21 protein-coding genes and 1 pseudogene are annotated in these 23,054 nt (G+C 71.4%); 5 read left to right on the top strand and 17 right to left on the bottom strand.

The features are described from left to right. Positions 1-358: 358 nt before the first annotated feature. The 4 genes from Asera_RS03000 to Asera_RS02985 all read right to left on the bottom strand — a co-directional run bounded on the left by Asera_RS03000 (position 359) and on the right by Asera_RS02985 (position 2,884). Positions 359-724, bottom strand: coding sequence for a YbaB/EbfC family nucleoid-associated protein (locus tag Asera_RS03000; protein WP_051802394.1), 366 nt, complete (start codon positions 722-724; stop codon positions 359-361). Next, complete coding sequence (locus Asera_RS02995) at positions 708-1,457, bottom strand: hypothetical protein (protein WP_030446964.1); 750 nt, start codon at positions 1,455-1,457, stop codon at positions 708-710. Before Asera_RS02995 ends, Asera_RS03000 begins: the two co-directional genes overlap by 17 nt. Then, entirely contained in the window at positions 1,454-1,771 is a 318-nt protein-coding gene (locus Asera_RS02990) for a hypothetical protein (protein WP_030446963.1), read from the bottom strand. Before Asera_RS02990 ends, Asera_RS02995 begins: the two co-directional genes overlap by 4 nt. Before the next feature lie 138 nt (positions 1,772-1,909). Further along, positions 1,910-2,884 carry a GlxA family transcriptional regulator gene (locus tag Asera_RS02985; protein WP_030446962.1) on the bottom strand — a complete coding sequence of 325 codons (975 nt, stop codon included), beginning with the start codon at positions 2,882-2,884 and terminating at the stop codon, positions 1,910-1,912. Between the two features lie 159 nt (positions 2,885-3,043). On the opposite strand from Asera_RS02985, the gene Asera_RS02980 reads away from it, so the two are divergent. From Asera_RS02980 to folE, 4 genes and pseudogenes are all read left to right on the top strand, one after another. Beyond that, positions 3,044-3,187, top strand: a complete 144-nt coding sequence (locus Asera_RS02980; RefSeq protein WP_157034891.1) for a hypothetical protein — start codon at positions 3,044-3,046, stop codon at positions 3,185-3,187. A gap of 63 nt (positions 3,188-3,250) precedes the next feature. Continuing rightward, positions 3,251-3,817: a hypoxanthine phosphoribosyltransferase gene (hpt, locus tag Asera_RS02975; RefSeq protein WP_030446961.1), complete on the top strand. Its 567-nt coding sequence runs from the start codon at positions 3,251-3,253 to the stop codon at positions 3,815-3,817. A 283-nt stretch (positions 3,818-4,100) separates the two neighbouring features. Next, positions 4,101-6,122: pseudogene (gene ftsH, locus Asera_RS02970) on the top strand (ATP-dependent zinc metalloprotease FtsH); the annotation flags it as partial. 202 nt (positions 6,123-6,324) lie between these two features. After that, entirely contained in the window at positions 6,325-6,978 is a 654-nt protein-coding gene (gene folE / locus Asera_RS02965; RefSeq protein ID WP_030446959.1) for a GTP cyclohydrolase I FolE, read from the top strand. A gap of 109 nt (positions 6,979-7,087) precedes the next feature. Here folE and Asera_RS02960 read toward each other — a convergent pair whose 3' ends face one another. From Asera_RS02960 to Asera_RS02920, 9 genes are all read right to left on the bottom strand, one after another. Beyond that, positions 7,088-8,254: a hypothetical protein gene (locus Asera_RS02960; protein WP_157034890.1), complete on the bottom strand. Its 1,167-nt coding sequence runs from the start codon at positions 8,252-8,254 to the stop codon at positions 7,088-7,090. A gap of 108 nt (positions 8,255-8,362) precedes the next feature. After that, positions 8,363-9,553 (bottom strand): hypothetical protein, encoded by a 1,191-nt coding sequence (locus Asera_RS02955; RefSeq protein ID WP_030446957.1) that lies wholly within the window; start codon positions 9,551-9,553, stop codon positions 8,363-8,365. Then, positions 9,550-9,915, bottom strand: coding sequence for a YbaB/EbfC family nucleoid-associated protein (locus Asera_RS02950; RefSeq protein ID WP_030446956.1), 366 nt, complete (start codon positions 9,913-9,915; stop codon positions 9,550-9,552). Before Asera_RS02950 ends, Asera_RS02955 begins: the two co-directional genes overlap by 4 nt. Positions 9,916-9,970: 55 nt before the next feature. After that, positions 9,971-11,119: a type VII secretion-associated serine protease mycosin gene (gene mycP, locus Asera_RS02945; RefSeq protein WP_051802393.1), complete on the bottom strand. Its 1,149-nt coding sequence runs from the start codon at positions 11,117-11,119 to the stop codon at positions 9,971-9,973. 33 nt (positions 11,120-11,152) lie between these two features. Next, positions 11,153-12,559 carry a hypothetical protein gene (locus tag Asera_RS02940; protein WP_030446954.1) on the bottom strand — a complete coding sequence of 469 codons (1,407 nt, stop codon included), beginning with the start codon at positions 12,557-12,559 and terminating at the stop codon, positions 11,153-11,155. After that, a complete protein-coding gene (locus tag Asera_RS02935) occupies positions 12,556-12,981 on the bottom strand; it encodes a hypothetical protein (protein ID WP_157034888.1) in 426 nt (141 codons plus the stop codon). The genes Asera_RS02940 and Asera_RS02935 overlap by 4 nt, the downstream gene beginning before the upstream one ends. A 96-nt stretch (positions 12,982-13,077) precedes the next feature. Next, positions 13,078-13,608, bottom strand: a complete 531-nt coding sequence (locus Asera_RS02930; protein ID WP_030446952.1) for a hypothetical protein — start codon at positions 13,606-13,608, stop codon at positions 13,078-13,080. 2 nt (positions 13,609-13,610) lie between these two features. Beyond that, positions 13,611-14,198: a hypothetical protein gene (locus tag Asera_RS02925; protein ID WP_030446951.1), complete on the bottom strand. Its 588-nt coding sequence runs from the start codon at positions 14,196-14,198 to the stop codon at positions 13,611-13,613. Between the two features lie 94 nt (positions 14,199-14,292). Continuing rightward, complete coding sequence (locus tag Asera_RS02920) at positions 14,293-15,027, bottom strand: GNAT family N-acetyltransferase (protein ID WP_030446950.1); 735 nt, start codon at positions 15,025-15,027, stop codon at positions 14,293-14,295. Between the two features lie 74 nt (positions 15,028-15,101). Between Asera_RS02920 and Asera_RS02915 the strand changes: the two genes are divergently transcribed. Next, on the top strand, positions 15,102-15,626 hold the full coding sequence (locus tag Asera_RS02915; RefSeq protein WP_030446949.1) for a GNAT family N-acetyltransferase: 525 nt from the start codon (positions 15,102-15,104) through the stop codon (positions 15,624-15,626). Between the two features lie 36 nt (positions 15,627-15,662). Here Asera_RS02915 and Asera_RS02910 read toward each other — a convergent pair whose 3' ends face one another. The 4 genes from Asera_RS02910 to Asera_RS02895 are packed head-to-tail and all read right to left on the bottom strand — an operon-like array spanning position 15,663 to position 22,440. After that, a complete protein-coding gene (locus Asera_RS02910; protein WP_030446948.1) occupies positions 15,663-16,832 on the bottom strand; it encodes a M23 family metallopeptidase in 1,170 nt (389 codons plus the stop codon). Beyond that, positions 16,829-17,380 carry a hypothetical protein gene (locus tag Asera_RS02905; protein WP_030446947.1) on the bottom strand — a complete coding sequence of 184 codons (552 nt, stop codon included), beginning with the start codon at positions 17,378-17,380 and terminating at the stop codon, positions 16,829-16,831. Before Asera_RS02905 ends, Asera_RS02910 begins: the two co-directional genes overlap by 4 nt. Positions 17,381-17,406: 26 nt before the next feature. Continuing rightward, positions 17,407-19,461 carry an MFS transporter gene (locus tag Asera_RS02900; RefSeq protein WP_157034887.1) on the bottom strand — a complete coding sequence of 685 codons (2,055 nt, stop codon included), beginning with the start codon at positions 19,459-19,461 and terminating at the stop codon, positions 17,407-17,409. 3 nt (positions 19,462-19,464) lie between these two features. Beyond that, positions 19,465-22,440: an ATP-binding protein gene (locus tag Asera_RS02895; protein ID WP_425305966.1), complete on the bottom strand. Its 2,976-nt coding sequence runs from the start codon at positions 22,438-22,440 to the stop codon at positions 19,465-19,467. Between the last annotated feature and the right edge of the window lie 614 nt (positions 22,441-23,054).

The following is a 23,054-nucleotide window of genomic DNA, read 5'->3' as shown; positions in this document are numbered from 1 at the left end:
GGTACTCCGTCCGGGTGAACGCGCGTCACCGCGCCAGCGCCGGAAAGTTACCCGTAACGTCGGCGGAAGGGTGTTTTCGCCGAAAGGGCCGCAGTTCGTACCAGGCGTTCGGAGCAGGCCCACAGGGGGTGCAGGTCGGCCGGGCCGCCCGAGCGGCGCACGATTCGGGTGAGCCCGGCCTTCCGCTTGACCGGCATGTGGTCGGATGCCTCGCCGCGCCGGTCCGGGGTGATCGCGCCGAGCCGCGAGTTGGCGGCCACGAGCGCGCCCGCGCCGCGAGCTGGCCGCCACGACCGCGCCGAGCCGCGAGACGGCCGCCACGACCGCGCCGCCACTCCCCGCGCCGAGCGTCCGGCCGCTACTGCCGGGTGCCGAACGGGTCGGCGCCGAACTCCTGCTCGGCCAGCTTCTGCCGGGCCCAGTCGGCCGCCGTCCGGGCCTGCTGGCAGGCGCCCAGCACGGTACGGGACAGGTCCCGCGCGGTGAGCGTGCGCAGCGCCGCGTCCGCGATCCGGACGTCGTGGAACGCGCCGTCGGCGCCGACCACGATCTCCACCAACCCGTCGCCGGAGCGGATCGTCACGTCGGCGTGCGCGACCCGGTCGGCGAGCTCGGTGCGGCGCCGTTCCAGCTGCCGGTAGTGCGTCACCGCCTCCTCGATCCACGTCTCGTCGATCTCGCGCGGGGCGCCCGTCGCGCGCTCGTGGTCAGTCGTGGCCGGCATGGAACGCTCCCGAGTCGGTACCGGTGTCGTGGTCCGGGGTGCGGGCGGTCGGCAGCGCCGGCCGCGGGTCGGTGGCCGGGCGCAGTTCCCGTCCGGCGGCGAGCACGGGCCGCAGCGCGGCGAAGCAGGCGGTGGCGAGGTCGGCGGCCGCGGTGGCGGCGGCCGGCACATGGTCCAGCTCGTCCGCGGTACCCGGACCGGGGCCCGCGCGCAGCGTGACCGCGGCCGGCGAGTTGCCGTACCGCAGGAAGAAGGAGGTCAGCGCGGCCCGCAGCTTGCTGTACCAGCCGGCCAGCGCGGCGCCGTACTCCGCGGTGCCGAGCAGCTGCGCCGGCAGCTCGGCGGTCAGCGTGGCCGACACCGCCGACCACACCGTCTGGTACGCGCGCTGCCCCGCCCCGGCCCAGCGCAGCTCGTCGCCGTCGGCCAGGACCGGCTCGGCCGCTTCGACCACCGTCGTCCGGTGCCGGGCCAGCTCGACCGAGCGCTGCCACACCGGTTCCGGGTCGGTGTCCACGATGGACTGCGCCAGCGTACCGGGCAGCGCGCGGAACTCGCGCAGGTCGGCCACGACCTGGTGCTCCGGCGGCACGCCGTACCGCTGGATGGCTCGGTCGACCGCGGCCAGCAGGTCGGTGACCACCTCGGCCAGCTCGGCGAGGTGGTCGGCCGGCAGCGGCGCCGGCCGCCAGTCGGGTCGCTGCGTTCCGTATCGGGCCGACCCGGCGATCACCGAGGCTCCCCGGCCCGCCGGATCGCCTGCGCCGCCTGCTGGTCGGCGTCGCGGTAGCGGGCGGCGGCGGTGCCCAGGTCGGTACCGAGGTCGGTCAGCCGGTCGGCGGCACGATCCGTCGCGTCGTGCGCCTGCCAAGCCGCAACGCCCCAGCGTCGGTGCAGGTCGGCGGCCAGATCGCCGAGCGAGCCGGGGGCCGCGCAGCAGGCCGGCGCGGACCCGGTGTCCGGCCCGGTGGCGGCCCGCATCCGGCCGGCGGCCGCGATCAGCCGGCCGCCGAAGGTACCCAGGCCGACCGAGCCCGACTCGCCCACCGTGTACTCCTCACGCCCGCGTCGTCACCGTCCGCGTCCCGCGAATGATCGCTGAGCGTACGGAAGCGGTTGCGCGAGGCGCCACCCCCTGTAGATTCCCGACAGAACACTTGACAAGCCGGCAGCTGGGGCAGTCGGTCAGTCCTGACCGCAGAAGCGGCGGCGGTAGGCGACCGGCGCGGTGCCCAGCCGCCGGGTGAAGTGGTGTCGCAGGGTGGCCGCATTGCCGAAGCCGGCCCGTCGGGCGATCTGCTCCACCCCCAGCCCGGTCTCCTCCAGCAGCGTGCGGGCGAACAGCACCCGCTGCCCGACCAGCCAGTCGTGCGGGGTGGCGCCGGTCTCGGCGCGGAACCGGCGGGCGAACGTGCGGGGCGCCTGGTGCACGCGCGCCGCGAGCGACTCCACCGTGAGCTCCTCGGCCAGGTGCTCCTGCATCCAGGTCAGCAGCGGCTGCAGCGACTCGGCCGTCTCGGCCACCGGTACCGGCGTCTCGATGTACTGCGCCTGCCCGCCGTCCCGGTGTGGCGGGACCACCATCCGCCGGGCGAGTGCGGTGGCGACCGCGGCACCCTGCTCCTGCCGTACCAGGTGCAGGCAGGCGTCGATGCCGGCGGCGGTGCCGGCACTGGTCAGGATCGGCCGGTCCTCGACGTAGAGCACGTCCGGGTCGACCTTCGCGGTCGGGTAGCGGGCGGCGAGGTCCGCCGCGTACATCCAGTGCGTGGTGCAGCGCCGGCCATCCAGCAGCCCCGCCTCGCCGAGCACGAACGCGCCGGAGCAGACGCTCACCACCCAGGCGTCCCGGGCCGCGGCCGCCTGCAACGCCTCGGCCAGCTCGGCCGGAATCGCCAGCGGGCCGTCCGGCGGGTTGCTGGTGTGACCCATCGCGGGCACCGCGACCACGTCGGCGTCCGCCAGCGGGGCGAGGCCGTGGTCCGGCACGATCTGGTACCCGGACTTGCAGCGCACCGGCCGCCCGCCGGGTGAGCACAGCGCGAACTCGTACGACGGGAAGCCCTGCGCGGTGCGGTCGACGCCGAACACCTCGCAGATCACGCCCAGCTCGAAGGCGGCGACACCGTCCAGCGCCACCGCCGCGATCTTCCGCAACATGCCCGCCAGCATACCGGCAGAAAATCGATGGTCAATGGCATTCCTGCCACTGGAGGACCGGGCGAGCGCGACCGAACATAGACATGTCGATGGCCATCGGCAGTGCGGATTCCCCACCGGCGCTCGTGCGGCGCCGGATCGACCCGAAAGAGGATCGTCATGCATGCACTGCTGTTCATCGTCGTGTTCGCGCTCGTGCTCGGTGCCGCCCAGCTGCTCGGCTGGACCCGGGACAGCCGTGACTCGAAGGACTGGCACGCCCCCGAGGAGGGGCAGGATCGGCAACACAGCCACGCCGCGTGATCGAGTCGTGCCGGTGCCCACCCCGGCGGTGCCGTGATCGGTGCCGTCGGGCAGGCTGGGTACATGGCTGCGGGCAGGGGCAACTGGTACGCCGACGACATCTCCAAGGTCATCGTCAGCGAGGAACAGATCAGGGAGAAGACCGCGGAGCTGGCCAAGCAGGTCGCCGCCGACTACGCGGGCGTCGACGGGCTGCTGCTGGTCGGGGTGCTGAAGGGCGCGGTCATGTTCATGGCCGACTTCGCCCGCTCGCTCGACCACCCGGTCGAGCTGGAGTTCATGGCCATCTCGTCGTACGGGACGCGGGCCACCTCGTCCGGGGTGGTGCGCATCCTCAAGGACCTGGACCGCGACATCAGCGGCAAGCACGTGCTGGTGATCGAGGACATCGTCGACTCCGGGCTGACCCTGTCCTGGCTGCTGAAGTACCTGACCAGCCGGGGGCCGGCGTCGCTGGAGGTGGTGGCGCTGCTGCGCAAGCCCGACGCGGTCAAGGTCGACATTCCGGTCAAGTACCTCGGTTTCGACATCCCGAACGAGTTCGTCGTCGGCTACGGCCTCGACTACGCCGAGCGCTACCGGGAGCTGCCGTACGTCGGCCTGCTGCGTCCCGAGGTCTACGAGCGCTGACGGGCCACCGGTCGGGCTAGCCGGCCGGCAGGTCATTCACAGCACACCCTCAGTTGGTGAGATGTGCTCTGACCTGCGGGTTTGCCGGGAGTTGCGCTGGTCACATGCGCGTTATGTACCGCTTCGGGGCCGGCCCGGGCCCTCTGGCTCCGCGTTGCTCGGCTTCACGGTGTACCGTCGAATGACCGGGGACTAACTGGTTCACGCCGGTCGTCGACCGGCGAGTCGCAACGTCGGTGTGAGAGCGGGAGGGGCGGGGCGCGCTCGGCGGGCCCGCAACGGCATGGAGCGAACTCGATTCTTTCGTAGGCCGCTGTTCTGGGTCGTCTTGGTGATCCTCGGCGCGATCCTACTCAGCTCTTTGATCACCGGTGGCGACGACTACAAGAAGGTCGACACCTCGACGGCGATCGCCCAGATCAACTCGGGCAACGTCAAGAGCGTCAATTTCCAGGACAAAGAGCAGGTCCTGCAGCTGAACCTGAAGAAGGAATACAAGGGTTCAGGTGACAACAAGGTCAACTCGACCAAGATCGAAGCATCCTTCCCGGCGCTGTCCGCGGACCGGATCTACAACCAGATCGAGACGCAGGTCAAGGCCGGCAAGGTCGACACCCTGAACGTCAAGGTCACCAAGGACAACATCTGGATGCAGCTGCTGATCAGCCTGCTTCCGGTCGCTGTCGTGGTGGTGTTGCTGATCCTGTTCATGTCGCAGATGCAGGGCGGCGGCAGCCGGGTCCTCAACTTCGGCAAGTCCAAGGCCAAGCAGCTCACCAAGGACATGCCCAAGACCACGTTCGCCGACGTGGCGGGCGCCGACGAGGCCGTGGAAGAGCTGGAAGAGATCAAGGACTTCCTGCAGAACCCGGCGAAGTACCAGGCGCTCGGCGCCAAGATCCCGAAGGGCGTGCTGCTGTTCGGCCAGCCCGGTACCGGTAAGACGCTGCTCGCGCGCGCCGTCGCCGGCGAGGCGGGCGTGCCGTTCTACTCGATCTCCGGTTCCGACTTCGTCGAGATGTTCGTCGGTGTCGGTGCCTCCCGGGTGCGCGACCTGTTCGAGCAGGCCAAGGCGAACGCGCCGGCCATCGTCTTCGTCGACGAGATCGACGCGGTCGGCCGGCACCGTGGCGCCGGCCTCGGCGGCGGCCACGACGAGCGCGAGCAGACGCTGAACCAGCTGCTCGTCGAGATGGACGGGTTCGACACCAAGGGCGGCGTCATCCTGATCGCCGCCACGAACCGGCCCGACATCCTCGACCCGGCGCTGCTGCGGCCCGGCCGGTTCGACCGGCAGATCGCCGTCGACACCCCGGACATGGAGGGCCGCAAGGCGATCCTGCGAGTGCACGCCCGGGGCAAGCCGTTCACCCCGGACGTCGATCTGGAGACGCTGGCCCGACGCACCCCCGGCTTCACCGGTGCCGACCTGGCCAACGTGATCAACGAGGCGGCGCTGCTGACCGCCCGCGCCGGCGAGAAGGCCATCTCCGACGCCAACCTGGAAGAGGCCATCGACCGGGTCATCGCCGGGCCGGAGCGCAAGACCCGGGTGATGAGCGACAAGGAGAAGAAGGTCACCGCGTACCACGAGGGTGGGCACGCACTGGTCGGCTGGGCGATGCCCGAGCTCGCGCCGGTGCACAAGGTGACGATCCTGCCGCGCGGCCGGTCGCTGGGGCACACCCTGGTGCTACCGACCGAGGACAAGTACAACCAGACCCGGTCGGAGATCATCGACACCCTGGCGTACGCGCTGGGTGGCCGGGCGGCCGAGGAACTGGTGTTCCACGAGCCGACCACCGGTGCCGGCGACGACATCGAGAAGGCCACCGGGATGGCCCGGGCGATGGTCACCGAGTACGGCATGAGCGCCAAGCTCGGCGCCGTCAAGTACGGCACGAAGGACTCCGAGCCGTTCGTCGGCCGCGAGATGGGGCACACCCGCGACTACTCCGACGAGATCGCGGCGGAGATCGACTCCGAGGTGCGCTCGCTGATCGAGATGGCGCACGACGAGGCGTGGGAGATCCTCACCGAGTACCGCGACGTGCTGGACAACCTGGTGCTGGAGCTGGTCGAGAAGGAGACCGTCACCAACGCCGACATGGCCCGCATCTGTGCCCGGGTCAAGAAGCGCCCGCAGCTCGCGCCGTACAACGGATTCGGCAAGCGCCGGCCGTCGGACAAGCCGCCGGTGCTGACCCCGGCCGAGGTCGTCGCGCTCAAGCAGCAGGCCGAGGCGGACGGCGCCGCGGCGCTGGCCGGCAGCGGGGCGCAGGACCCGTCGATGAACGCCACCGGCACCCCGCGGGACGCCGAGCCGCAGGACGACGTTCCGGGCGAGGCGAACGGCGGCCAGCCCGCCACGGGTACCGACCCGGAGTGGGGCCGCACCGGCCGCCAGTTCGGCCAGTCCGGCGGGCTCGGCGAGCAACACTGACCACCGCACAGGTTCGAGCCCGGTAGCTGCTACCGGGCTCGAACCCTGTCGAGGGGAGCACGCGGTGAGCGAGCAGCTCGAACCCGGCGCCATCGATCACCTGGCCGCCCGGCTGATCGGCGGCGAACACGGCGGTGGCCCGGTGGCGGACACCGTCGACCTCGGCCGGATCGAACGCGCCGTGCACGAGATCCTGCTCGCCATCGGCGAGGACCCGGAGCGCGACGGGCTGCAGAAGACACCGGCCCGGGTGGCCCGGGCGTACGCGGAGATGTTCGCCGGGCTGCGGATCGACCCGGCGCAGGTGCTCACCACCACGTTCGAAGCCGACCACGACGAGTTCGTGCTGGTCCGCGACATCGAGGTGTACTCGAACTGCGAGCATCACCTGCTGCCGTTCCACGGCGTCGCGCACGTCGGCTACATCCCGGGGGCGCACGGGCGGATCACCGGGCTGTCCAAGCTCGCCCGGCTGGTCGAGGTGTACGCGCGGCGGCCGCAGGTGCAGGAACGGCTCACCTCGCAGATCGCCGACACCCTCACCGAGGTGCTCGACCCGCGCGGCGTGATCGTGGTGGTCGACTGCGAACACCTGTGCATGTCGATGCGCGGCATCCGCAAGCCCGGCTCCCGGACCGTCACCTCCGCCGTGCGTGGCCACTTCGAGCGCTCCGCCGCCGCCCGCAACGAGGCCATGTCCCTAGTCCTCGGCCGCTGACCACCGCCGGCGCGGTGCGCCGGCATGCCGGCCGTGGCCCCGCCGCGGCTCGCGGGCCGGGCCCGGAACCGTTCGTCGCCTCGAAGGGTGCGCCGTCCTTTCGCGGTCGTCACAGTGCGTTTCGCTGAGCCAACCAGATCACCACGATGACGCCGATCGCGAAGGCCAGGAACGCCAGCGAGCGGCGCAGCTTGGCCGGCAGCGGCGCGACCGGCGACGAATCGACACGGGGCTTGGGGTCACTGTCGCCGGTACGTCCCAGGACGAAGGTGAGCGCCGCGTCCGGTCGGTGCAACAGCTCCAGGGCCACCGCCGTACCGGCGGCGACCTGCACCGGGAACGTCATCGTGGTGCGACCGTACGTCGCGGCGACCTCGTGCGGACCGGGCTCGAGGGGATAGAGCCAGCGGCCCCGCCCGCTGCGCACGGCAGCGCCGTCGACCGTCACCGCGGGGGTGGCGACGCAGTCCGACTCCGGCGGGCACAAGCAGTACCCGCGCAGCTCGATGAGGCCCTGGTCGGCCGGCGGTGCCGGAACGGCTGCGGCCCACGGCACCTCGCGCGCGACGAACACCGGCCCCGGGCCCCATTCGAGCTCCGGATCGGGATCCGGCTCCGGTCCCGAATCGAGTTCCGGGTCGAGGTCCGGCTCCCGGCCAGGTTCGAGTTCCGCATCGGGATCTGGCCACGGGCCGGGTTCGAGTTCCGCATCGGGATCCAGATCCCCATCGGTGGCGCCGTTGCCGGTAAACAGGTCGGTCGCGTTCCAGTGCGGCCAGAGCGGGCCGAACGCGTGCCGACCGTGTACCGCGACGACGGCAGCAGGCTCGACGTCGACGTAGACCGGATCGCTGCTCGTCCACTCTCCGGTGATCAGGCGGAACTCGTGGCGGCCGGCGCGGAGCGGCACCAGCCACTGCCCGTACCCGAGCACGCACCGGCAACCGTCGACGGTGACGGCCGCCCGTTGCTGCGTCGATAGGGCCGAATCGGTGCACGCCGTGATGTCGGCGAACCGGAACTGCATGCCGAACCGTCGGGCGGCGGCCTCCTGCGTCTGCCGGGTGCCGCCGACGATCGTGGCACGGCGGACGAGCATCCTGCGACGTGGCCTGTACGGGTCGGGCATCCGGTCCCAGACTGCCCGAAACAGCAGCACGTCGAGGTGCACCGCGCCGCAACCGTCGGCCAGGTCTGGCGGCTCGAACCCCTCGGTGACCGGGACCGCTGCCCACGGACCCACCGCCTCGAACTCCGGATGCCGGGCGTCAGTCACGTGCATCGCTCCATACCCGGGCCGCTGCTCGATTGGCGAGCAGCGGGACCCGTTGCGCCGCGACAGATACGGCAGGTGGAACCGGTGTCGGCCGACGGCCCCCGCCGATCACTCGGCGAGTTCCGCGGAGACCGTCGCCGGCGACTTCCCGCTCCCGCCGGCCCACTGCTGGCCGCCGGAGACGAGGCCGCCGGCGGCCATCGCGCCGGGCGCACCGAACGTCGAGGCGTCGTTCAGGGTGGTCGCCACGGTCGTGAACAGGTCGCGCGCGTCGTCGAGCAGTTTCGCGATCCTGGACACCTCGGCCACCGTCTGCTCCGTCTTCACCGCCGCCTCGACCGCGGCCTCGGTCGCCGCCGCGGCCTCCGAGGCGCCGGCGGTGAACGGCGCGGCGGCCGCCCCGATCATCAGCCGGTTGATCACCAGTTCCAGCAACTCGGTGATGGCGGTGACGACCATCGCCTGGAGCGCCTGCATGATGCCGGCGCTCGCGGTCAGGATCGCCGAGACGTTGCCGACCTCCTTCTGCGTGTCGTCCAAGCCGCCGACGAACGTGCCCAGCTTCGACCGTGCGTTGCTGCCGGCGTCACCGGTCCAGTGCGCGAAATCGACCCGCGTCGCGTGCTTGATGTCGGTACTGAGCTGGCCGATCTCGGTCTGGACCTGCCCCCAGGCGCTGGCATGGTCGGAGATCCGCTCCGCGTTGCCCGTCACGTACGAGAGCAGATCCTCCAGCGGTTGGATCAGGTCGATGACGATGGTCACCAGCGAGCTCAACACCCAGGCCTCGGGGTCGGCCGCGAACGTTCCGACATTGAACACGAGGTCGGCCGCGGCACTGACCAGCGCACCGACGTCGGCATTGGCGAGCGCGCCGGAGCCGGCGACGAAGTCCGCCCAGATCGGCAGGTCCGTGTCGGCGTTCCAGCGGGTCCACCCGTCGGCGCCGATGCCGTCGCGGCCGACTCCACCGGACAGCGGTGCGCCGGCGGCGGTGATCGAGTCCTGGCTGTCCAGGTCGGCGTCGGTGTAGCCGCGCCGGGCATCGACCACGTTGACCGAGCAGTCGGTCAGGAACTTCTCGATCAGCTGCGTGTGCGTCTCGACCGCGGAGGCGACGTTCGCGTAGTACTCGTCGAGCCCCACATCCTTGCCGATCCGGCCCCAGTTCCCGTACGCGTCGGAGAGATCGGCGCCGCGGGCGTGCCGGCGGATGTCCGTCGCCTTGGTGGCGAACGCGGTGAAGTGGTGCACGCCGCGGGACAGTTCGGTGAGGTCGACCCCGAGTGGCGAGATCACGGCCGCTCCTTCCACAGCTGCGTCGGGAGCCCCTGACGCACCTGGCCGGCGAGCTTCGGCCCGAGAAACTCCTCCGCCTTGTCCGTGTAGCTGGCGGATGCCGCGGTGGTGGCCGCCGCTGCCGCGGCGAGGATGGTGGCGGCGAGTTTGTCCAGCGGGTACTGCTTGGCCTTGGGGTTGAGCTTCAGGTCGCGCAGTGCGCCGGCCGGCGTGACCGTGACCTCGACGGCATTGTCGGGCGAGGTCGCGGTGGCGGTGAGGCCGTCGGTGCCGGCCCGGAACCGTTGGTAACGCGCGATCGTGTCCTTCGCGGTGCGTTCGATCCGGCTCAGCGGGTCTTCCTCGGTCACGGCCACCTCCACGACGACTCCTTGCCGACGGTGACGGTATCGACACCGGTCAACCCGCGATCGGCCGTCAGGCTCGGCGGCGCCGGGCGCGGCGGCCGCGGACGACCAGCAGTGCGGTGAGCAGAGCCACGACGACCAGCATCGCGACCACGATGCCGACGTACAGCCCGACCGGCGTGGTCTCGCTCGGCTCGCTGGCACGGCGGGTGGCACGGTGGCTCTTCGCGGCGGGAGTACCCACCGGGTTGCGGTCGACGTGCGGGACCTTGGCGGTCAGGGCGCGCACCGGGTCGACGATGCCGTAGCCGTACCTGCTGTCCCGGCCCTTCGGGCCCTTGTCGTCCGCGGTGGCGGTGAGCCGGTTGATCAGGTTCGCCGCGTCCAGGTCCGGATACTTGGCCCGCACCAGCGCCGCCACCCCGGACACGATCGCCGCCGACGCACTCGTCCCGTACCCGGTGCTGTACCCGGTCTTGAACTTGGTACGCGAGTCGGTCGAGGTGATGCCGTCGGCGGGTGCAGCCAGCGCGGCGGGTTTGCTGTGCGACGACTGATCCCAGAACGAACCGCTACGGGTAGTGCCGGTGACCGCGACCACCCCGGGAACCTTGGCCGGAAGTTGGATGCGGACCGGACTGTTGTGCAGGTTGCCGGCTGCAGCGATCACAACCACGTTGTGATCCAGCGCGTAGCGCACCGCGGCGGTGAGAACGGAGTAGTCCCGCCGGTTGATGCCCATCGAGATGTTGATGACCTGCGCGTGGTGGTCGACCGACCAGCGAATGGCGTTCGCGAGTCGTTCGATGGGCGGATCGCTGCCGACTTGGACAGGGAGGATGTCGGCGCCGGGGGCGATGCCGTAGGCGTGGTCCTCGCCGCCGCCCTGGGCGGCGATGATGCCGGCCATCGCCGTGCCGTGACCGCTGTCGTCCCCCCAGCCGTACTTGTCGCTGTAGCCGGTCAGGTCGACGCCCTTGCGCACGTGCCCCTTCAGGTCGGGGTGGCCGGCATCGATGCCGGAGTCGACCACCGCGACCGTGACGCCCTTGCCGGTGGAGTACCGGTGCGCCTGGCCGATGTGCAGGGTGTCGAGGAACCACTCCTGGCCGTGGATCCCGGCGCTGGCCGGTGCGGCCGGCAGCAGCGCCAGCGCGGTGCCGGTGGCCAGTGCGCCGAGCGCCGCCACCACTCGGCGAGGTCGGTGAACGCGGTGCATGGATCTCCCTGCTCGGTGGGCTCGCGACACGGGCTACTCGATGACCGACGGTGGGCCGAGCGGGACGCCGCGCCAGATGTCCTTGTCGTCCTCGGTCAGCCAGCTGCTGCGTTCATCCCGGCCGGCGCCCTGCCGGCCGCCGCCATGGGGCATCATGCCCATTCCGGTCGGGCCGGTCGACCCCCGGGCCACGGTCCGGGCGTTCGGGCCGAGGATCGCGTCGCGCGGGCTGGTCAGCGGCGGCGCCGGCGACATCGACGGCCCCGAGGTCGCCGAGCCGGGCCGAACCAACCCCGGGACTGCACCGGCATCGGGCAACCCGCCGCCGAACCCGCCGGCGCCGATCCCGCCACCGCCTGCGCCGCCGAGTCCGGCACCGCCGAGGGCCGCGCCGGCCGGACTGCCGCCGTGCCCGGCGAGCCCGGTCAGGTCCGGACGATGGGCTGCGCCGAGGTCGGTCCGGCCGCGGTCACCGACGGTGCCGGTGTCTGGCGCACCGGGCAACTGGAGCCCCTGGGCCAGATGTTCGGGCACGTCCGGGTGGAAGCGCGAGCCGTCCGGCGTGGTGACGTAACCGGACCCGGGACCGTAACTGCCGGCCGCTCCGGTGTACCCGGTGTAGCCGTCTTCCCCGCCGGTGTCCTTCTCACCGCCGGTACCGAGCCGAAACTCGGAGCTCCTGTCGGCGATCTCGCGGTAGCCGCCGCGCTGGTCGGTGTAGTGGGACTTCAGTTCGCGGAACGCCTTGGTGGCGGTGGCGGCGTTCGCGCTGTACCAGGCGGCCACCCGCCGCGCGATCGCCTGCTGCTGGGCCTGTTCCGCGCTTCCCGGCGCGGGCTGGCCGGTGTTGGGGTCGACGTGGTCCGGTGCCTGGCCGCTATAGTCCTTCGCACCGTACTGGGCGACCCGGGCGTTGCTGAGCCGGCTGCCGGCGTTGTCGACGGTGATCCCGCTCAGGAAGTTGTGGTAGCTGCCCCGGTGCTGCTGGTAGTCGCCGACCAGCGTGTCGCGAAACTTCTCCTTGCCGTGCAACGAGCCGTCGAACTCCGTCCCACCCGGGAGCCGGTGGTCGACGTCGCCGTACCAGGCGGTGTCCTTGTCGACCGGCACCGGAATGCCGGCGACCGCGGAGGACAGCGCGTCGCCGGCGTCGTCGATGTAGCCGCCCAGCTGAATGCAGTCATCGGCCAGCTTGCCGATCTCCTTCGCCAGCTGGGCGACGATCTTCTCGTACTCCTTCGCCGCCGGGCCGTGCCATCCGTGCTTCCCGCCGCAGAGCGCGTCGACCGCGTCCTGCAGGGTTCTCGCGTAGTCCGGCATCAGGTGGCCGAGGCCGGCCCAGCGTTGGCTGATCGTGTGCACGACCTTCGGCTGACCGGCGATCACCACGTCGGTGACCGCGGCCTCCCACGAGCCGTCGGACAGGTACCCGAAGTTCATACCGCCGCCCCGCCGTCGCTGCCGCCGGCCGGATCCGCCGTGCCGCTGTCGATCAGCGCGAGCAGCTTCTTCTGGTCCGCCTGGTTGGACAGCTCGGTGGCCCGGTAGTTGTCCGCGATCTGCGCGGTGATCTGCTGGAGGTCGTGCAGCAGCGTCGACACGCTGGTGATCCGCCTGGCCAGCTTGTCCTGCGCGCCTTCGATGTCGTACTTGAGGTTCGTCGCCTCGTCGAACCGGCCGTGCGGGTTCTGGAAGGTCTCGTCCCGCAGCTTCGCCATCGCCGGCTCGATGTGCTTACCGATGTAGCTGCCGACATGGTCGTCCCAGTGGTCGGCGACCGCGCCGAGGTAGTCCGCCGTGCCGGTGAGGTCGTGCAGGCTCACCTGCAACCCACGCAACGCAGCCTGCAAGGATTCGCCCATGGCTCGCCTCCCGTGTACATACCGGAACGGGAGCCACACTATCGGCCACGTCAAACCCGCTGGTCGATCGGTTCCCGTCGGTCGGGCGCGGCGCGGTCAGTTCGCCGGGATGGCGAGACCGCAGACCTTCCAGCCACTCTCGTTCCGCATCGAGAACCTCCAGGTCTGTTCCGGGCTCGTCGACACCGCGTCCTTGATGATCGTGGATGCATACACGTCGGCCTTCACCGTCGTTCGAGCCTCGCTGTCGTCAGTCCGCCTTACCCTGCTCCATCGGTACTTGATCTCTGCATCGGGATGGTCATGCAGCGCTGCTTCGATGCGGCGGATCAACTCCGTCGTTTGCTGGTGGATCCTCTGGTTGGCGCAGGTGTAACTTCCGGCCAGATCAGCGTTGTGGTCGTTGAGCGTTGCGTCGAGATAGGCGCGTACGGCGCTGGTCGGGCTGGTCTGGTGGCCGGCTTTGTAGGCGTCCTGGCCGATGTAGATGACGATGGCGGCGGCGAGGACGGCGACCAGCGAGGCGAAGCCGGCGAGCAGGAAGAGCAGCAGGGTCAGCGGGGTGCGGCGTAGCGGCGGCTTGACCGGGCGGGTGGCGGCAGGTGCGGCGGTGGGGGATGGGGTCATGGTCACTCCGCCCAGACGAGGTAGACGGGTACCTCGGTGCAGTCGGCCGGGCGGCCGGCGAACGCCCAGCGGTACCAGTCGGGTTCGGCGCAGACCGACAGGCAGATCGTGCCGTCGTCGTTCTCGTACGGCTCGGAGGCGGCGCGAACGTCCCGGCGAACGGTCTCGGGGGAGACGACGACGACCCGCCGGCCGGTCAGTGCCGGCATGTCCCGCGCGGGTACCGGGATGCGCAGCGGGGGTGCGTCGAGCGTGACGAGCCGGGCCAGCAGGTTGGCCGGCGGCTCCGCGCTGCCGGCCGCCGCGTCGGGCTGCTCCACCCACACCCGCTCGACCGGTACCAGGGGGGCGAACACGTCCGTGTCGTCCAGCTCGGCGCGGTACCAGTCGTGCTCGGCGAGCACCGGGACGAAGGCGCGGCCGTCCTGCTCGACCGGATCATCGGCGCGCAGGTCGCACCGCCAGCCACGGCCCGGCGTACCGGTGACGACCCGCCGCCCGCGCAGCGATCCGCGCTGCGCCGCGGGCACCGCACGGACCGGCCCCGGCGCGGTCGGGAACCACAGGTCGGAGTCGGCCGGTCCGGTCATCGCGCCGGCACGATCCGGTCGGTACTGGTCACGTCCGCGATCCTAGTGCCGCCGTACCGCTCGACCCAGGGGTGTCGTGTCGGCGGCCCGCGGGTCAGAGGTGACGCATCCAGAGGTTGGGCTCCAGGTAGCTGCCGTGGTCGGCGTCCCGGTCTATGTGCACGGTGGCGAGCGCCTGCGGTACCACGTAGTCGCCGGACTGCGGGAACGCCAGCCCGGTCCAGGACTCCCACTCGGCGACGGTGCCCTCGATGACCATCGAGCGCAGCGCCGGGGCGAGCACGGTCGCGCCGAGCCGCTGGTGGGTACGGATCCACGGATCGAGATGCAACCCGTCGCCGCGTTGCCAGGTGGCGAAGTCGGCCATCGACTGCAGCGGATAGCTGGTCTTCAGCGTCGGCCGCACCGGGCAGATCACCGAGGTGAGGCCGGCGTCGGTGGCGCGCTCGCGCAGCGCGGTGAGGACGCGGCCGGCGAGCCCGCCGCCCTGCCGGCCGCTCGCGACGGCGGCGGCCATGATGCTCAGCGTGTTCGGTGCGACGCCCTGCTCGTGGCCCCCGACGGAGCGCACCAGACCCCCGTCGTACCCGTCCGGCAGGTCCTCGACGGTGCCGTCCCAGCGCAGTGGCACGCCCCAGCCGCCGGCGACGACCTCGCCGTCGTCCAGCAGCCACAGGTCGAACCGCGAGAAGTGCTGCTGCACCCGGTCGATGTAGGTGCGCGAGGTCGGGTCGTGGAAGATGAACTCCGGCCATACCTCGCGCAGCGCCGTGCCGGCCTGCTCGTCGAGTTCCGGTGCCTCGGAGCAGGTGACGACCTCGTAGACCATGACCGCAGGATAGGGAGCCGGGATCGCGCCGGCAACGGTGTATGGGCGGGTCGCCCGTCGTGGATCATGGGCACATGCCCGGTACCCGACTCGTCCGCGCCGACGATGCCGCTGCCCTGACCGACCTGGTCGTGCGCAACCGTGACTTCCTCGCGCCGTGGATGCCGCTGCGTGACGCGGAGTTCTACACCGTCGCCGGCCAGCGGGCGGTGATCGAGGACGAGCTCGACCGGTACGGCCGGGGGATCACCCTGCCGCGGCTGATCGTCGACGACGACGGTGCCGTCATCGGACGGTGCTACCTCAACGGCATCGTCTACGGTGCGTTCCGGTCGTGCAGCGTGGCCTACTGGGTGGACGCCGGGTGCAACGGCCGGGGCGTCGCCACCGCGGCGCTGCGCGAGCTGATCCGGGTGGCGTTCGGCGAGCTGGGCCTGCACCGGATGCAGGCCGAGACGCTGGTCGCGAACGCCGGCTCGCAGCGGGTGCTGACCCGGTGCGGGTTCGTCCGGATCGGTACCGCGCCGGACTACCTGAAGATCGCCGGCCGCTGGCAGGAACACGTGCTGTGGCAGCTCATCGCTCCCACCGGGGAGTGAGAACCCGGTCCGCGGCGCCGGGTCGCGGCGGCCCGGTCAGGACCTGCCCAGCGGGACGCCCTTGTCCCGCATGAACGGCACCGGGTCGATCGCGCCGTTGGACGACAGGTCGTTGCGCAGGTGCACCTCGAAGTGCAGGTGCGGACCGTCCGCGTTGCCGCTCATCCCGACGTGCCCGAGGACGGTACCGGCGGCGACCGTCTGGCCGACGTGCACCACGGGCCGGGACACCATGTGGCAGTACCGGGTGTCCACCCCGTCCGCGTGCCTGATCTCCACGTACCAGCCGCAGCCCGGCGTCGAGGCGCTGCCGTCCCGGTCGCAGTCGCCGGTACTGGGTTCGCACTCGGCGGTGATCACCAGCCCACCGGCGGCGGCCCGGATGTCGGCACCGCGCGGCGCGGCGAGGTCGACGCCGTAGTGGACGAAGCCGCCGCGCGGCCCGAACCCGGAGCTGATCGGCGCCTTGACCGGCTGCACCCAGCCGGACGCGGCGATCTGCCCGTTGGCCGCGCAGGTACCGACGGACCGGGCGCCGGACGCGTTCGCCGCGGTCCGGGCCGCGCCACCGGTCAGCGCGTTCACCAGGTTCGTCGCGTCGCTCTCCCACTTCGCGTACGCGTCCGGGTAGGCGCTGCCCTGCACCGCCTGCGCGGCGATGGTCAGCGGATCCTGCTGCCAGCCGCTGGTCGACAGCAGCTTGCGGTAGAACTTCTCCGCCGAGGTGGTCGGGTCCATCAGCTCCTTGACGGTGCCCCAGCCGCCCGCACCCTCCGGCGGCTTCGGCCGCTGCTGGAACAGCCCGACCGAGTCGTGGTCGTGCCCCACCGCATCGTGCGGCAACGCCATGCTGTGCGCCTTCACCAGCGGGTACGAGGGATTGTCGTTGGCGTAGACCTTCAGCCCCGACTCCTGCAACGCGGTCGCGACGGCGATCACCCACCCGCGCGGCGGCACCTTCAGCTTGATGCCCGCCTTGACGATGTCGTACGCCCGGCTGCGCTGCGCGTCGGTGTAGCCGGACACCGCCGGCAGGTCCCGGTACGCGCGGAGCTTCTGGCCGCAGCCGCTCAGGTTCACCGCGGGCGTGTCCTGCTGGTCGAACAGCCCGGACAGCGCGACCGCGCCGCCCAGGCCGCAGCACAGCAGGACGGCGGTGGCGGCGATCCCCGCCACCACCCAGAGGCCGCGCCTGCGCCGGCTCATGACGCCGGCGCCCAGTCGATGCCGTCGACCAGCCAGCCGTCGCCGTCACCGAGCAGCCGCAAGGTCAGCGTGCCCGAGTCGCAGGGCACCGCGACCTGCGCCCAGTGCGCGCCGTGATCGCCGAGCTTGGCCGCCCCGGTACGCCGCTGGGCGGGCACGGTGGCCGGGTCCATGGTGCCGAGCTCGCTGGCGAGCTTGTCGGTGGCGTACCTGCGCAGCGCCGCCCGCCAGGTCTTCGCCGGGCCGTTCGAGTCCAGGTACGCGGTGCTGAACGAGGTGGCGACGGTCACCGGGCCGGCCTTGCCGGCCGGTACCACCGGGCTCGGCGTCGGCGGGGCACCGGTCGGTCCGTCGTTCGGCGCGCCCGACTCGGTGGTGCCGGCGCCCGCCTGGGTACCGCCGGTCACCGGCACGGCCGCGTCGTCGTGCCCGGATCCGCCGCCGACCACGCCCGCGACCCGGCCGACCACCACGATCACGATGATCAGCAACGCCACCAGCCCGGCGAGGCCGTACCGGCTGGTGACGAACCCGAGTACCCGGCGCATCTGGAACTCCCGTCAGGATCGGTCGGTCACGGGTTTCTGGATCGGTCCGCATCCGCGCGCTCGTACCCGGCAAGTTCCCGGTCGACCGACCCGGCGTTCTGCGAGATCCGCGCGTCGGCCCGGCCCACGCTCGCCGCCAGGTCGTCGTAGCTGTCGCTGCCATCGGCGTACCGGCCGGTCTCGGGCACCCACACCTGGCCGTCCCGGCGCCCCGCACCGCGCGGCGCGCCCGCCGGCTCGGGGGTACGGGACGGCTCCGGCGACCGGGCCGGGTCCGGTGGCGCACCGTCCGGGGCGGGGCTGCTGCTCGGCGCGTCCGGTACCGGACCGGTCGTCGCGGGCTGCTGCCCGTCGCCGCCGGCCTCCGCCGGCTTGCCGCGTTTCCGCTTGCCCTTCTGCTCCTCGTCGTCCTGGGACTCGATGTCGCCCAGCGCCGCGGCACCGGCGGCGCCGATCGCGACGCCCTTGAGATCCGAGAAGAACCGCCGGTGCCAGGAACCGATGTGCGCGATCTCGCCGATCGGCGACTTGCCGCCCAGCTGGGTGATCCGCCGGAACGGCCGCAACAGCAACCATCCGACGACCCCGCACAGCCACACCAGGGTGATCTGCAACCAGCCCGGCAACGTCGCGGTGTTCATGATCAGGTCCACCGCGAACAGGTAGATCGACGCCCCCGCACCGAAGATGACGATGTTGAAGATCGCCGCCACCACGATGTTGATCAACCGTTTGAACCCGGCGCTGGCCGGCCGCAGGATCGCGATCGTGCCGATCACCGGGATCGCGACCACCGCCCACCGGAAGATCAGGAACCCGAGAATGATCAGCAGCGACGCCGCGATGTCGAAGAACGCGAACGCCAGCGCACTGATGATCGCGATCAGTCCGGCGCCGACCCGGGCACTGCCCTCCTTGCCCTGCAGGTAGTTGTACGCGTCCGGATCCTCGGTCTTGATCTGCTGCGCGATCCGCTGAAAGTTCTGCGATTTCTGCTTGAGGATCTCCGAACGGCTACTCGGGTCGTCACGAATTTGCTTGGCTTCTGCCCAGGACAGCGTGGTCGAGTCGTAGAGGGCAAAACCATATCGATCCGCGACCGGGCTGGTCGCCGATCCGAGTGTTCCTCGGAGCCAGTTGTTGTAGAGCACGGCCTGAGTTGCCGTGTCGCTCGCCCGAAGCGCAGGCGGCCGTTGGTCCTTGCACTGTGATGGGTCGTGTTTGTAGTTGGGTGGAGGGTTCTTCCAAGCGTAGGGACACTGCGAAACCGAAAGATCCTTCGCTTGGGGGCCAACCGCATCGTGGACGACGCCCAACGAAGAGATGAGAGTCTTGTCGGCGAGGTGCGCGGACAGCACCGGCCATGCGGCGACGGCTGTGACAACAACCATGACGAGGACCGCCCAACCGGCGGTCGTCAGCGCATCGCTCATGTTGGCCTGCCTGGAACGCCAGAGCAGATAGAGGCCCACGATCGCGATCGTCACGACGCCGAAGACTGTGAAGACCTTCTGGTAGATCGCCTTGGTCGCGCTCTGAACCAGCTTGTCGGCCCAGCCCCACATGCTGTCTGGGTTGTATGCCTTTTCCCGGAAGGCGTTGGCGGCACCGACGATGCCAGTGGCCACCATCATCTCGCCGTTGGCGATGGTCGTTGTCGTCGATGCCGAAGAAGGCAGTGGTGAGGCACCCGAGACGCAGTCCGGATTGTAGAGCGGGTAATCGTAGCCACCGTAGCCATAGGTCGTGTAATAACCAGTGACTCCGGTACGGATCTTCGGGTCACCCGCGAACCAGCCGCCAAAACCGCTGTCGGGCGCTCCAGGAGCGGGAACCCCCATGCAGTCGTTGATGGTGCTCGATGCGGCAGGCAACTTCGTGATGCAGTTCTTGACCTGGGTCGGATCGTGCCACTGCTTGAGAGTGCAGTGGGAGGGGTCGGCGGCGGCGGGTTGGGCGGGCCAGAAGAGTACGGCGGTGGCGGCGACCAGGACCGCCAGTACCAGGGAGACGAGGCGCTCCCGGCGGCTCGCCGGCCGGGTGGGATCGAGGCCCGCGCCGCGGGCCAACCGGGCGATCATGACTCACGCCTCCCGACTGGCGGCTGGTACGGAGGTGCGCTCGACCGGCGCCGCCTGGGTCGGCGTGGTGTCGAGGTAGGTGAGCAGTTCGGGCACGTACGCCAGGTCGACCCGCATCCGCTGCACCCGGGCGTCCACGTCGCGCATCACGAACTCGCGGTACGGCAGCCGCCGGTCCGACGCGGTGTCGCCGGTGGACAGGGTGCCGAGGATCGCCTCGTACCCGACGCCGCGCGGCACCCGGAGCAGCCGCAACGCCTCGGCGGCGATCTCCGGGTCCTCGGCGATCCGGCCGACGAACACGGTGGACACCAGGTTCTGCACGTCCAGGCCGAGGATGTCCTTCGGGTTCTGCGAGGCGACCAGGCCGGCGATGTTCCACTTCCGGGAGTCGCGGGCGAGCCGGACCAGGAACGACCGGCCGGACCGCCAGCCCTCCATGAAGTGCGCCTCGTCCAGCCCGACCAGCTTGCGGGCGTTCATGTCGCCGGAGTAGCAGCGGCGCACGGCGAGCCGGTGCGCGGTGTGCAGCATCGGCAGCGCCAGCTGTTCCTCGGCCGACCAGTACTCGCGTTCGATCTTCAGGTCGGGTAGCCGCAGCCCGGCCATGGTGATGACGGTGAGCACGTCCCGGTGTTCGGGGTCGGTGAGCGATTCCGGTGGGCGGCCGAAGAACAGCCGGGCGAGTGGCATCTCGGCCGCGTCCATCAGCAGGTTGGCGAGCTCCACACCGTCGTCGTCGGTACCGCGCAGCGCCTTGACGACGTCGTCCAGTGTGGACGTTTCCTCCGCCGGTACCTGCCGGGCCGCGTGTCGCAGCAGCGCCGCGGTGGACGCTTCCCGGGTGACCTGCGGCGGGATCAGCATCGAGCAGATGTCCTGGACCAGCATCCGGCGTTCGGCGCGGGCGTTGGACACCCCGATCTCGTACTCGCGGTCGCCGCCGGGGCCGGTGGCGAAGTGCGACCGCATCGGCGTCGGGATCAGCCCGTACGGCGCGAGGGTGCCCTCCTGCGAGCCGGTCAGGTTGAGCACCCGCGAGTACGGCTTGAGTTCCGGCATCTCGCAGATCCGGGCCAGCGGGCCGGACGGGTCGAGCAGCGTGGTCTGCACCCCGCGCCGGGCGGCCAGGTAGCCGAGGCCACCGACCAGTGTGGACTTACCACCGCCGGGCTCGGACACGAAGACCGCGAGACCGGAGCGTTCCCGTACCTCCATCGGGAAGTGCAGGTCGAGGAACACCGGCCGGCGGGAGGTGCCGGCGGTGCGGCCGATCAGGTCGCCGCGCCGGTCGCCGACGTTGGACGCGCCCTGTGGCAGCGCGGCGGCGAACAGCTTCACCGGCATCCGGCGCACGTATCCGGTGTTCGCGATCGGCTCACCCGGGATGAACTCGCGGGCGAGCCAGTCCTGGTTCTTCGGGTGCTGCAACGAGATCCGCATGTCCCGGGAGTACAGCTTGGTCAGCGCGCGGGCGCGCTCCAGGCACTCCTCCCGGGTACTGCCGCCGATCGCGATCCGGTGCCAGCCGTGCACCCGGCTGGCGTCCAGCGGCAGCCCGGTGGTCATGTCGTCGCCGACGACGAGCGCCCGGCGCGCCAACCGTTCCAGCTCCGGCGGTACGTCCATGCCGTGCTCGACGTAGTCGCTCTGCTGGGACCGGATCATCCGCAGCCGGTGCTCCAGGTTGCGGAACGTGTCGCCGGGGCCGAGCACGTCGACGTGCGAGGAGATCTCCATCGCCCACGGCAGCCGCTCGTGGAAGTGCATCCACGGCTCGTGCCGTTCCGGGATCTCCAGCGGCTCCATCCGTCCGACGGTCAGCACGCAGGCGTGCCGTTCCTCGCCGGTGAGCCGGTTCACCAGCTTCACCGTCGACCCGTACGGGGTGCGGTAGCGCTCGATCTGCTCGGTCAGCGCCAGCAGGTCGGACCGCTCCCACTCGGACTGGCGTACCGAGGAGAGCAGTTGCGGCGGGTCCATGCACAGCGCCACGCTGCGGTAGATCAGCCACTCCAGCTCGGTCGGCGTCACCCGCCGGCCGCGCATCCCGAACGCGCCGAGCACCTCGTCGAACTGCCCGACCATCCGCGCCACGCGCTTGCGCTCGGCGTTGCCCGTTCCCTTGCCGCGCAACGCACCCAGCCGCTCGGCGAGGTTGTCCTTGAAGGTACGGCGGGCGAACGTGATGCCCAGGTAGGTCTGGCCCTCGGCGTGGTTGACCTGCAGCAGGTGCCGCTGCGCGTTGACCAGGTGGTCCGACCAGCTCGGCGCGCCGGGCGGCGTCGGCAGCGGGTGCGGCGTGTTGGCGTTGATCGTCTGGGCCCAGGCGTCGGCCGGGAACGGCTTGGTCGTGCGGCGCAGGTGCAACCGGAACCCGGCGAGACCGGCGTACTGCTCGGCGATCGCGACGATCATCGCCTCGCGCTCGGTGTCCGGCCGGAAGGCCCACCGCATCTCGGGCAGCCAGTACCAGGCGGTGACGCTGGTCGGGCTGAACGTCAGGTGCCCGGCGATCTCGGTGATCGCCAGCTCCACCGGCGCCGGCCGGTCCTTGTGTCTCGGGGTGCGGTTGTGGGCGACCGGCCCGGCCGCCTTGGCCCGCTTCTGCGGTGCCGCCGTGCGTTGCTTCACCGGCTTGCCGGGCTTGCTGGGCTTGGCCGGTGCGGCGGGCCGCGTCGCCGGCCGTCCCGGCGCTGCGGGCGGTGCGCCGACCGACGGCGCCGCTGTACCGGCCGGCGAAGGCCCGGCCGGCTGCGGTGTCGCCGGTGCGGCCGGCGGAGCGGCGGGTGAGGTCGGGCGCGCGCTGGGCGGCGTCGGTCGCGCCGCGGGCGGCGGCGTCGCCGGCGCCGGTCGCGGCGGCACGGTCGGGTACTGCCCGCTGGGCGCCGGCACGGTGGCGTACTGCCCGCTGCGCTGCTCGCTGGCGGGCGGCACGGTGGGGTACGGCCCGCTCGGTTGTCCGCCCGGTGCGGGCACCGTCGGGTACTGCCCGCTGCGTTGGTCGGTGGGGGGTGCAACGGTCGGGTACCGGCCGCTGGGCTGATCGGCGCGCGGCGGTGCGGCCGGGTGCTGGCCGTGCCGCGACCCGATCGTCGGGTACTCCCCGCTCGGTTGCCCGGCGGGCGCCGGCACCGTCGGATACTGCCCGCTGGGCTGGCTGTCGCGCGGCGCCACCGTGGGGTACTGCCCGCTGCGCTGCTCGGTGGGCGGCGGCACCGTCGGGTACTGCCCGCTCGGTTGTCCGGTGGGCGCCGGCACCGTCGGGTACTGGCCGCTGGGCTGCGCGGTGGGCGGCGGAACGGTGGGGTACTGGCCGCTGGGGGGTTCGGCGGTTCGGGGGGTGGGGTGGGAGGTTGGTGGGGCCGCTTGGCCACCCGGACCGGTCGGGGCCGGTCGCGTACCCGGCGTCGCCGGGTTGGGGGGTGTCGGAGCGGCGCCGGGAGCGCGGAAGACCGCGAGCGGTGCTGGTCCCGTCGTGGCGCCGCCGGCGGGACCGCCGGTACTGCCGGGCGGTCGCTCCGGGCGTTCCTGGTCCGGGCGTTCCTGGTCCGGGCGTTCCTGGTCCGGTCGGGCCGGCGCGGACTCGTCCG

The sequence above is a fragment of the Actinocatenispora sera genome, from assembly GCF_018324685.1.
Taxonomy (GTDB): domain Bacteria; phylum Actinomycetota; class Actinomycetes; order Mycobacteriales; family Micromonosporaceae; genus Actinocatenispora; species Actinocatenispora sera.
Note: the sequence above shows the minus strand (reverse complement) of the source record. Positions and strands in the feature narration are given on the sequence as shown.

Excerpts from the sequence above, each read along its gene's own strand:
- Asera_RS03000 (WP_051802394.1), bottom strand. The coding sequence starts at position 724 with ATGCCGGCCACGACTGACCACGAGCGCGCGACGGGCGCCCCGCGCGAG.
- Asera_RS02985 (WP_030446962.1), bottom strand. The coding sequence starts at position 2,884 with ATGTTGCGGAAGATCGCGGCGGTGGCGCTGGACGGTGTCGCCGCCTTC.
- Asera_RS02980 (WP_157034891.1), top strand. The coding sequence starts at position 3,044 with ATGCATGCACTGCTGTTCATCGTCGTGTTCGCGCTCGTGCTCGGTGCC.
- hpt (WP_030446961.1), top strand. The coding sequence starts at position 3,251 with ATGGCTGCGGGCAGGGGCAACTGGTACGCCGACGACATCTCCAAGGTC.
- mycP (WP_051802393.1), bottom strand. The coding sequence starts at position 11,119 with ATGCACCGCGTTCACCGACCTCGCCGAGTGGTGGCGGCGCTCGGCGCA.
- Asera_RS02940 (WP_030446954.1), bottom strand. The coding sequence starts at position 12,559 with ATGAACTTCGGGTACCTGTCCGACGGCTCGTGGGAGGCCGCGGTCACC.
- Asera_RS02935 (WP_157034888.1), bottom strand. The coding sequence starts at position 12,981 with ATGGGCGAATCCTTGCAGGCTGCGTTGCGTGGGTTGCAGGTGAGCCTG.
- Asera_RS02930 (WP_030446952.1), bottom strand. The coding sequence starts at position 13,608 with ATGACCCCATCCCCCACCGCCGCACCTGCCGCCACCCGCCCGGTCAAG.
- Asera_RS02925 (WP_030446951.1), bottom strand. The coding sequence starts at position 14,198 with ATGACCGGACCGGCCGACTCCGACCTGTGGTTCCCGACCGCGCCGGGG.
- Asera_RS02920 (WP_030446950.1), bottom strand. The coding sequence starts at position 15,027 with ATGGTCTACGAGGTCGTCACCTGCTCCGAGGCACCGGAACTCGACGAG.
- Asera_RS02915 (WP_030446949.1), top strand. The coding sequence starts at position 15,102 with ATGCCCGGTACCCGACTCGTCCGCGCCGACGATGCCGCTGCCCTGACC.
- Asera_RS02910 (WP_030446948.1), bottom strand. The coding sequence starts at position 16,832 with ATGAGCCGGCGCAGGCGCGGCCTCTGGGTGGTGGCGGGGATCGCCGCC.
- Asera_RS02905 (WP_030446947.1), bottom strand. The coding sequence starts at position 17,380 with ATGCGCCGGGTACTCGGGTTCGTCACCAGCCGGTACGGCCTCGCCGGG.
- Asera_RS02900 (WP_157034887.1), bottom strand. The coding sequence starts at position 19,461 with ATGATCGCCCGGTTGGCCCGCGGCGCGGGCCTCGATCCCACCCGGCCG.